12 protein-coding genes are annotated in these 9,846 nt (G+C 71.1%); 1 reads left to right on the forward strand and 11 read right to left on the reverse strand.

The genetic code is table 11. From position 1 onward, the window contains the following. Both groEL and groES read right to left on the reverse strand, forming a co-directional pair. A partial coding sequence (gene groEL / locus VK923_05675) for a chaperonin GroEL (GenBank protein HSJ44156.1) occupies positions 1-841 on the reverse strand: 841 nt, incomplete at its 3' end. 53 nt (positions 842-894) lie between these two features. After that, positions 895-1,200 carry a co-chaperone GroES gene (gene groES, locus VK923_05680; GenBank protein ID HSJ44157.1) on the reverse strand — a complete coding sequence of 102 codons (306 nt, stop codon included), beginning with the start codon at positions 1,198-1,200 and terminating at the stop codon, positions 895-897. A gap of 409 nt (positions 1,201-1,609) precedes the next feature. Here groES and VK923_05685 point away from each other — a divergent pair, with 409 nt between their 5' ends. Next, positions 1,610-2,098 carry a transcriptional regulator gene (locus tag VK923_05685; GenBank protein HSJ44158.1) on the forward strand — a complete coding sequence of 163 codons (489 nt, stop codon included), beginning with the start codon at positions 1,610-1,612 and terminating at the stop codon, positions 2,096-2,098. 9 nt (positions 2,099-2,107) lie between these two features. On the opposite strand, the gene VK923_05690 is transcribed toward VK923_05685, so the two are convergent. The 9 genes from VK923_05690 to VK923_05730 all read right to left on the reverse strand — a co-directional run. Further along, entirely contained in the window at positions 2,108-2,977 is an 870-nt protein-coding gene (locus VK923_05690; protein HSJ44159.1) for a GNAT family N-acetyltransferase, read from the reverse strand. 72 nt (positions 2,978-3,049) lie between these two features. Next, positions 3,050-4,069: a tRNA (adenosine(37)-N6)-threonylcarbamoyltransferase complex transferase subunit TsaD gene (gene tsaD, locus VK923_05695; GenBank protein ID HSJ44160.1), complete on the reverse strand. Its 1,020-nt coding sequence runs from the start codon at positions 4,067-4,069 to the stop codon at positions 3,050-3,052. A 68-nt stretch (positions 4,070-4,137) separates the two neighbouring features. Next, a complete protein-coding gene (rimI, locus tag VK923_05700; protein ID HSJ44161.1) occupies positions 4,138-4,746 on the reverse strand; it encodes a ribosomal protein S18-alanine N-acetyltransferase in 609 nt (202 codons plus the stop codon). Between the two features lie 14 nt (positions 4,747-4,760). Next, positions 4,761-5,489, reverse strand: coding sequence for a tRNA (adenosine(37)-N6)-threonylcarbamoyltransferase complex dimerization subunit type 1 TsaB (tsaB, locus tag VK923_05705; GenBank protein ID HSJ44162.1), 729 nt, complete (start codon positions 5,487-5,489; stop codon positions 4,761-4,763). A gap of 87 nt (positions 5,490-5,576) precedes the next feature. Beyond that, positions 5,577-6,128: a tRNA (adenosine(37)-N6)-threonylcarbamoyltransferase complex ATPase subunit type 1 TsaE gene (gene tsaE, locus VK923_05710; GenBank protein ID HSJ44163.1), complete on the reverse strand. Its 552-nt coding sequence runs from the start codon at positions 6,126-6,128 to the stop codon at positions 5,577-5,579. A 96-nt stretch (positions 6,129-6,224) separates the two neighbouring features. Continuing rightward, positions 6,225-7,148: a P1 family peptidase gene (locus VK923_05715; protein HSJ44164.1), complete on the reverse strand. Its 924-nt coding sequence runs from the start codon at positions 7,146-7,148 to the stop codon at positions 6,225-6,227. After that, positions 7,149-8,051, reverse strand: coding sequence for an alpha/beta hydrolase (locus VK923_05720; protein HSJ44165.1), 903 nt, complete (start codon positions 8,049-8,051; stop codon positions 7,149-7,151). Between the two features lie 251 nt (positions 8,052-8,302). Then, positions 8,303-9,403: an LCP family protein gene (locus VK923_05725; protein ID HSJ44166.1), complete on the reverse strand. Its 1,101-nt coding sequence runs from the start codon at positions 9,401-9,403 to the stop codon at positions 8,303-8,305. Positions 9,404-9,652: 249 nt separating this feature from the next. Continuing rightward, positions 9,653-9,846 (reverse strand): hypothetical protein (locus tag VK923_05730; protein ID HSJ44167.1); only part of this gene is annotated, 194 nt, incomplete at its 5' end.

Raw genomic sequence — 9,846 nt, forward strand, 5'->3', positions numbered from 1 at the left:
CGCCGAACCCTGGCGCCTTCACCGCTGCGGACTTGAAGGTGCCCCGGATCTTGTTGACGACCAGCGTGGCGAGGGCCTCGCCCTCGACGTCCTCGGCGATGATCACCAGGGGCTTCCCGGTCTGGGAGACCTTCTCCAGCACCGGCAGGAGCTCCTGCACGCTCGAGATCTTCTTCCCCACGAGGAGGATGTAGGCCTCGTCGAGGACGGCCTCCATCCGGTCCTGGTCGGTGATGAAGTACGGCGAGATGTAGCCCTTGTCGAACTGCATCCCCTCGGTGAACTCGAGCTCCATCCCGAAGGTCTGGGACTCCTCGACCGTGACCACGCCGTCCTTCCCCACCTTCTCGAGGGCCTCGGCGATCTGCTCGCCGATGCTCGGGTCGGCCGCCGAGATCGCCGCCACGTGCGCGATCTCCTCCTTGCCCTCGACCTCGCGGGACTGCTTCTCGATCGCCTCGACGGCTGCCGCCACGCCCTGCTCGATGCCGCGCTTGAGAGCCATCGGGTTGGCGCCGGCCGCGACGTTGCGCAGACCCTCGCGTACCATCGCCTGTGCGAGCACGGTCGCGGTGGTCGTGCCGTCACCGGCGACGTCGTTGGTCTTGGTCGCGACCTCCTTCGCCAGCTGGGCACCCATGTTCTCGTAGGCGTCCTCGAGCTCGATGTCGCGGGCGACCGTCACGCCGTCCTTGGTGATCGTGGGCGAACCCCACTTCTTCTCCAGGACCACGTTCCGGCCCTTGGGGCCGAGCGTGACCTTGACCGCGTCGGCCAGCTTGTTCACGCCGGTCTCGAGCTTGCGGCGGGCGTCCTCGTGGAACTTGATTTGCTTTGCCATGTGCGAATAGCCTCCTTGCGCGCTTGGGTGTGCGTGCGACGGATAGGCGGGCGTTACTCGACCTTGGCGAGGATGTCGCGGGCCGAGAGGATCAGATACTCCTCGCCACCGAGCTTGATCTCGGTGCCGCCATACTTGGAGTACACGACGGTGTCGCCCTCGCTGATGTCCAGTGCGATGCGCTCGCCCTGGTCAGAGATCCGGCCGGGGCCAACGGCGATGACCGTGCCCTGCTGCGGCTTCTCCTTGGCGGTGTCTGGGATGACCAGACCGCTGGCGGTGGTCTCCTCGGCCTCGTTGGCCTGTACGACCACCCGGTCCTCCAGTGGCTTGAGCGCAACCTTTGTCGCGGTCGCCATGCGTCCTCCTTCATGTCATCTGTGGGCTGGCGGACACCAGCCGCTTCACTATGTGGTGGGACGTGCAGCCGGGGGCCGGCTGCCTCAGGATGTGGCTGGCACTCTTGAGAAGTGAGTGCTGACGGAACCCTAGCAACACCCCGCGTCGAGTGCAAGCGTCTCCGGATGACCATCCCGTAAACTTGCGCGCATGACGCTCAAGTTGGGGGATGCGACGGCTCGGGAGCCTCGAGGAAGGGGTCACAGGGCGTGCGGTCACCGCTCCTCCGACGGTACACCCCGCCGTCGTCTTCACTATCCGTAAGGATGTGTTATCATGACTTGACGTGGAGTCGGTGGCCAAACACGTGCTCATCGGCGGTAGGACTGCGGTCGTAGGACTCCCGATGGGCTCGAAGGAGGAACACCGTTGGTAACCGATGAGTACCAGAAGCGGCTCGGGGCGCGCCTGCGAGCGATCCGTCAGCAGCAGGGCCTGACCCTGCAGCAGGTCGAGGAGATGTCCGAGGGCCGTTGGAAGGCCGTCGTGGTGGGTTCCTACGAGCGTGGGGACCGGGCCGTCTCGGTCGCCAAGCTCGCCGAGCTGAGCGACTTCTACAACGTGCCCGTCTCCGAGCTGCTGCCCAAGGAGGAGCTGGCGGGCGCCGCGAATGGCTCGGCGAGCGCCAAGGTCATGCTCGACCTGCGCCAGCTCGCCAGCGATGCCCTGGATCCCGACCTCAAGCCGGTCTCGCGCTTCGCGCACACGATCCAGATGCAGCGCGGCGACTACAACGGCAACGTGCTGACGATCCGTGGTGAGGACCTCCGGGCGCTCTCGGTGATCTATGGCACCGAGCCGGACGAGCTCGTCGGACGACTCGAGGACGAGGGCCTCATCCACCAGCCCCGCCAGTAGACCGGCCGGTCAGCGCAGCGCGAGCAGCCAGCGGCGGCGCTGCGCGAACCCCGCCGCCACGTACGCGCGGATCGCAGGGGTGTTGTCGGCGCGCACATGAAGCGTGACGAACGGCATCCCGGCGTCCAGCAGTCGGGCGGTCAGCGCCGCGATCCCCCGCCGTGCGACGCCGCGACCGCGCCACGCCTCGTCGACGTAGACGCCGGCCAGCTGGGCGCCCCGGCGCCGGCTCTCGATCGAGACGTCGATCTTGGCGACCACCCGTCCGTCGGCCTCGACCACCCAGCTCGTGCCACGGCGGATGCTGTTGGCCACCCGCTGACGCACCGAGGACCGTCCACCCCGCGACAGCGGCGGTCCCATCTGATCCTCGACGTGCAGCCCGCACGCGAACTCGGTCAGCACATCGACGTCCGGCAACGCGGCACGCCGCAGGCCCGCACCGTCAGGGGGGGAGGGAGGCCGGCGGTCGGCGACCATCAGGCGCTGTTCGCGGGCGTAGGGCCGGCGGCGGAACAACCCCGTGCCGGCGTCGTCGACGATGGCGCGGCCGATCTCCAGGTCGCCGACCAGCACGCGCCACCCCGACGAGCGCACTGCGGCGGCCAGCGGACGGGCCGATGCGGGCACGCCGCCGGGCACGATCAGCCCACCCGCACCCACGTAGCAGACCCCCTGGGGCTCCTCGACCGACGGCCACACCGTCATCGCACGGTGCTCCCCGCTATCCAGCGCGTCGAGCAGGAACTGGTGGGCCACGACACCCTCGGCGTGGATGTCCACCCGGCCGAAGTCGTGCTCGAGGCGGTCGGCGAGTCGCGCGACGCCGTCCCGCGGCAGCCGCACGGCCTGCGGATCGTGGGACGCAGCCAGGGTCATGACGTGTGCCTACCGCTGACGCTACATGAGGCACTCATGACGTGTGCCTACCGCTGACGCTCCATGAGGCACTCATGACGCGCGCCAGCCCTGCAGGGTCAGGCCGGGATCGGCCGCCATGTCCAGAGGGGATCGCTCCCCCTTGACGAGGCGGTTCCAGCCGGCGGCGGCGATCATCGCCCCATTATCCGTGCACAGCGACGGAGTGGGAGCGAGAAACCGCAGACCGGCGTCCGCGCACGCCTGCCCCATCCGGGCGCGCAGCCGCGAGTTGGCGGCCACCCCACCGGCGAGCAGGACCTGCTCGACGTCGTGCTCCCGGGCGGCCGCGACCGTCTTGCGGACCGCGACCTCGACCAGCGCCTCCTGGAACGAGGCCGCGATGTCGGGCAGCGGGATCTCCTCGCCGGCCACCTGCCGGCGCCGCAGCTCTCGGATCACCGCGGTCTTCAGGCCCGACATCGAGAAGTCGTACGTACCGTCGTGCAACAGCGCGCGAGGAAAGCTCACCGCAGCCGGATCGCCGTCCTGCGCGAGGCGGTCGATCTCGGGCCCGCCCGGATACGGCAGGCCGATGAAGCGCGCGATCTTGTCGAATGCCTCCCCCGCCGCGTCGTCCAGGGTCGCCCCGAGCGTCGTGAGCCTGCCGTCGGTGTCACCGTGCACCAGGCTGGTGTGCCCGCCGCTCATGATCAGCGCGACCAGGGGCGGCTCGAGCAGACCGAACTGCAGCTGGGCGGCGCACACGTGGCCCTCGAGGTGGTTCACGCCGATGAGCGGGATGTCGTGCGCAAGCGCGAGCGCCTTGGCCGCGGCGACGCCCACCAGGAGCGACCCGATCAGTCCCGGCCCGGCGGTGACCGCGATCGCGTCGACGTCTGTATAGATCGCGCCGGCCTCGACCAGGGCACGATCGAGCGTCGGCAGCAGCAGGTCGACGTGTGCGCGGGCGGCGATCTCGGGGACCACCCCACCGAACGGGCGGTGACGGTCGATCTGCGATCCGATCACGTTCGCGCGCACGGTGACGCCGTCGGCGACGAGCGCGGCCGCCGTCTCGTCGCAGGATGTCTCGATGCCAAGGACCAGCACTTAGTCACGCACCTCGCAAGCTCGCTGCGGTCCCAACGGCCCAGGGCCGCCTCCGGCGGACGACACCATCAGGCTTCCTCGTCGTCGGGGTGGCGCGGCGCCGCACCGTCCAGGCATCCCCGCCCACCGGCTCGCTGGCGCTCGCCCTCACCCGAGAGGGGGTCGCGGGCGCGCAGTAGCCTGCCCAGCTCGGCGCCGTCGATGTCGTGTGCCCACATGATCAGGGCGTCGACCGCATCGTCGTAGTACCGGGGACGCACGCCGACCGGGCGGAACCCGAACCCGGCGTACAGGGCGCGTGCCGCGCTGTTGTCGATGCGGACCTCCAGCGTGGCAGACGCGGCGCCACGCGCCCGGGCCTCGCGGAGCAGCTCGACGAGCAGGCGCGTGGCGACGCCGCGCCGACGCGCCTGCTCGGCCACCGCCATCGTCGTGATGTGCGCCTCGTCGACGAGCACCTGCACGCCCGCGTAGCCGACCACCACCGGCCCCTGGAGGCTGGGACGCACTGCCACCAGGTAGCAGCGCGACACGTGCTCGGCGAGCTCGCGCTCGAAGATCCGGCGGGACCATCCCGCCGTGGCCACCCGCGCCTCGATCGCCAGCACCTGGTCGAGGTGGGCGGCGACGAGTGGCACGATCACGAGATCACGTGCCCGGATGTCGTCGAGCGTCACCGCCGGACCGCCGCTCACGACGCGGGGCCCGGACGGCCGCCGTACAGCGCGCCGCGGTTCTGCCAGGAGATGCGGGCGTCGGCGCTGCGCACGTAGATCGGCCGCAGGTCGTCGGCCTGCTGGGTCTCCTCACGCAGGAACCTGGGCAGCGCGAGCTCGACCAGCGCCCACGCGTTCGGGTAGGCGTTGCCGTGCGAGGCGACCGCCGCGCCAGCTGACTCGAGCAGTGGCGCGACGGTGACGGCGCCGTCGCCGACGCACAGGACGTCCTCGCGGACGGCCTCGATTTCACCGGCCAGCTTCCCCGGCGGTCCCACCCGCAGGTCCGTCACGCGCTGGACGCCACCCAGCGATGGCCGGTAGAAGGCCCAGAACAGCTCCGACCGGCGCGCGTCGATCACGGCGCAGATGAGGCGGTCGCGCCGGACGTAGCGGACCGGGAACGCCAGCAGGTCCAGCGCGTTGAGCCCGACGACCGGCAGGCGGTGCGCGTGCGCGAGCGCCTGCGCGGTCGCGATGCCCACCCGCATCCCGGTGAACAGGCCGGGGCCGAGGCTGACGGCGACGCCGGCGATGCTCGACATCGCGACGTCGGCCTGGTGCAGGCAGAACTCGATCGCCGGCGTGAGGAACTCGGCGTGCGCTCGGCCACGTCCCAGGCTCGCGGATGCGAGCGGCCCCCGTTCGGTGCCCAGGCACACGCTGGACTGCATGGTCGACGTCTCGATGCCCAGGATCAGCATGCGCGGCACCTGCGCGACGCCCGCCGCGCGGCCGTCCCGTCGCTCCGACGTGGGACGGCCGGCGGACCACCTGGGGTGGACATGTGCCTACAGCTCCAGCGCGCCGAGACGGGTGGGTCCGCCGTCACCGCGCCACGGGCCGCAGTCGACGGCGAGGCTGACGATCCTGCGCTTCCAGTCCGCGCCGCGCGGCCGCACGACCACGCGCCGAAGCTCGTCGGCCAGGTCGCTCGGATCGTGGCCGACGACCTCGACGGGCAGCGCTCTGAACTCGATCTCCAGGTGGTCGGGCGGCAGCAGGGGCTGCATCGCGTCGCCCCATTCGATGAAGGTCACGCAGCGGTGCATCTCGTCGAGGCCCAGCTCGGCGGCCTCCTGCAGGGTGTCGAGGCGGTAGACGTCGAGGTGGACGATCGGCACGCGGCCCGCGTACTCCCGACGCAGCAGGAACGTGGGGCTGGTCACCCGCTCGGTGACACCGAGCGCCGCCGCGGCGCCCTGCACGAAACAGGTCTTGCCTGCACCCAGCTCGCCGGTGAGCGAGACGACGTCGCCGGCGCGCAGCGTGCCTGCGACCGTTGCGGCCAGCCGACGCGTGTCGTCGGCGCCGGTGGTCGTCAGCACCAGCTCTCGCTTCACGCCACTCCTGCTCGGGTCGGGCCCGTCAATGGCGGCGATTGTATTCCGGACGCCGCAGCGACCCGCCGCCGGCGGTTGTGGCGGGTCGGCGACACCTCACCGCGCACGTGGATCCGCGGGGAAGCCGGGCATGCCCTCGGCGTGGCGGACCGCCGAGCGGATCGCCGCCGCGACGGCGCGCGCACCGAGCTCGGCGACGAGGTCGAGGCTCGCCTCCACACGCTGGGCGGACAGCAGGAACAGTGCGTCACCGTCGAAGCTGGTGTGCGCCGGGCTGACTGCCCGCGCGATCCCGGTGTGCGCCAGGTCGGCGGCCCGCACCGCGTCGGCCTTGCTGAGCAGTGCGTCGGTGACCAGGCAGCCGATCACCGTGTGCTCCAGCGGCGGTGGCGGCGACATCGGCGCGAGCGGGTAGCGCGGCACGTCGTCGCCGGCCCGGGACCCGGCGAGCACGTCGCCGCGCTCGTCGACCACGTCGCCGAGCGCGTTGACCGCCATCACGGCACCCACGGTCACGCCGCCACCCCGCTCGACCGCCCAGCCCTGGCCGCCCTTGGATCCCCACTCCAGCCCGCCGACCTTGCCGACCGTGCACCCCGCGCCGACGCCGACCGAGCCCTGCGGAGGGTCGTCGGCGCTTGCCGCCTCACACGCTGCCCACCCGGCGTCCCTGCCGGGCCGCGGCTGGTCCCGCTGGCGCAGGTCGAACACGATCGCCGCACCGACGATCGGGATCGTCGCGACCTGCTTGTCGTAGCCGATACCCTGCTCGACGCACCAGTCGACGACGCCGTCGGCGGTGGCCAGCCCGAAGGCGCTGCCGCCGGACAGCACCACCGCGTGGCACTCGCGCACGTTGCCGGTCGGGCCCAGCGCGGCGGCCTCCCGGGTGCCCGGTGCGCCCCCGCGCACGGCGATCGCACCCTGGGCCCCGTGCGGCGCCAGCACCACCGTGCACCCGGTGTGGTGCTCGTGGTCGGTCCAGCACCCCACCAGCGTGCCGTCGACACCCAGCGCCATTCAACTGCCTCCCGGGCGCGCGAACCGACGGAGGTGGTGGGCGATCGCCCGGGCACCCGCGTCCCCCATCGCGATCGTGTAGTGGTTGGTGTCGGGCACCCGGATGACCTCCAGCGGACCCTGCGCCGTCCGCAGCCCTTCCACGAGGGCGGGGGGGTACAGGGGCGTCTCGTCGTCGAGCATGCCGCGTTCGGCGAGGAGCAGCACAGCCGGCACCTGCAGCCGGCCGATCGCGGCGTGCACGGCCTCACTGGTCAGGGTGTCGCGTGCGTCCTCCCGGACAGCGTCGGCGGACACCTTGGACCGCAGGTCGCCGTCGGGGCCGTGCAGGTCGTCGTCGGCGTAGGCGTCGATGAGCGCGGGGTCCACGCCCCCGGCGCGGAACGCCGGGTGCTCGCGCCAGAAGCGGCGGTACTCGTCGTACGAGGCGAAGCGTTGCCGCAGCCGGTCGAGGGCCGGCCCTATGATCCGGCCGAGCGTGGCATCGACGTCGACGTCGGGTGCCAGCGGCGCCGACAACGCGGGACCGCCGTCGATCATCACCACACCGCGCGTGCGCTGCGGGAACAGGTTCGCGAACGCCGCTGCGACGGACCCGCCCATCGAGTGCCCCGCGAGGACCGCCTCGTGCGCACCAGCGTCGTCCAGCACCGCCGCGAGATCACGCGCGTGCTGGTCCATGCTGGACGGGCGCGGCAGGGTCGCGCTGTCCCCGCGGCCACGCAGGTCGGGTGCGATCAGCGTGAGCGCGTCCGCCACCTCCGCGGCCACCCTCGCCCACGCCCGATGCGACGCGGTGATCCCGTGCGCGGCCAGCACGACCGCACCGTGGTCACCCCAGCGGGTCACCGCCAGGTCACCCCCGTCGACGGGGACGTGGTCCTGCCGCGGTTCGATCGTCACTGCCGACCCCGTTCATGAGACCGCCGGCCACCGTAACCGTCCTTCCTCAGCCGACCATGCCCCACCACATGCGAGCACGTGCATCGCGCGCGGCCCCGTCGAGGTCAGGCACCGCTCAGATGCGCCGACGTCCAGCGTCTCCGGGGTGGCCCACCGCACTCCGCTGACGACTCGACGCCGACCACGCTCGGCGTCGAGTCGTCACGTATGTGGTCGTCAGGTCGGGTCAGTCCAGGGCGACACCGTAGGGGTCATTGCACGGTGTCGACCTGGTTGACGGAGTCGCCGAAGCGGGCGACATACTTCTCTACCGCGTCCTTGCGCAGGGCGCGATACAGCCGTCGGCTCCCGTCGGGGTCGATGTAGACGACGCTCTGACCGTCCTCGGTTCCGGTCCCAGCGGTCGGGACGGTCATAAAGGCGATGTCGTCCGGACGCACCGAGCGCATCTGCACGACCAGCGAGCGCAGGTTGGAGACGGCGACCGTGTCGTCGACACTGACCGCCTTGGTGAGCGCTTCGAGGAACGCGTTGAGTCGCACCGGGTTGATCAGCACGTCCCTGTCCACGGCCCGCCCGGCCAGAGCCTTCAGGAAGGCCTGCTGACGCTTGATGCGATCGAAGTCGCCACCTGGCAGGTTGTGCCGCTGACGGACGAACTTCAACGCTTCCTCGCCGCCGAGGTGGTGGGAGCCTTCCGTCCACACGGTGTCGCGTTTCGGGTCACTGACCGTCTGGGCCACCCGTACATCCACGCCATCGAGCGCGTCGGTCATGGACTCGAACCCCTCGAAGTCAAGGGCCGCGTAGTGATCGATGCGGACGCCGGTCATCTGCTCGATGGTGGCGATGAGCAGCGGCGGACCACCGAACGACAACGCGGCGTTGACCTTGGCCTCGCCGTGCCCGTCGATCGGCACCCAACTGTCGCGCGGGAACGACACGAGGTACACGTGGCGACGGTCTGCGGGGAGATGGACCAGCATGATCGTGTCGGCACGCTGCGCGCCGTACTCCCACAACGGCTCCTCGGCCTCCTCGCCGGTCGTGCCCTGGTCGGCACGTCGGTCAGAGCCGACCAGCAGCCAGTTCTCCGCCGGCGCCACCGCCTGCGCCGGCGGCTCCGGCGCGGCCGCTGGACGGCCGGCCTCGTCCGGGAACACGTCTGGGATCCGCTCGATGTTGCTGTCGTAGGCCCGTTGCCGTTCGACCACCAATCCCCCGGTGCCCACGACGACCAACGCGAGTATCGCCCCGATAGCCACCGCCACACGGACCAGTGCGCGGCGCCGCGTCGCGGCGACGTACTCGACATCCATGTCCGTGCTCGGCTCGTCTGTTTGCACGCTCATCGACTGACCATCTCCGTAGACACCCCACAACCACTCGGCACACGCGCGACACGACGCCCCCCACGTCGCCCGACGACCGCAACGTCGACGGTTGAAGCGCCGCATCATCATACGCCAGCGACGCGACGCCGTTGACCGGCGCGACTCCACCGCGTCGAGGCCGGGTCGACATGGGAGGCCGACGAGGTCGTGCGCCGCCCGTCTCGTCGCGTCACGCGGCGACGACGACGGGTGGCGCGGGTGGGCCGGCTATGGCTGTTTGGGACGAAGCGCGATCAGCTGTCCGATGTTGTCGCCGGACTGGTTGGCCGTGGCCGTTCGTGATCCAGAACCGCCGGAGCCCGCAAGGCCGGCATCCGCCGCCTCCACGGCGAGCTTGTCCTTCCCCGCGTTCTGGACGACCTCCGCCCGTTCGATCATCCCTGGTGGTTCGGTGATCGAGG

This window comes from Euzebyales bacterium (assembly GCA_035461305.1).
Taxonomy (GTDB): domain Bacteria; phylum Actinomycetota; class Nitriliruptoria; order Euzebyales; family JAHELV01; genus JAHELV01.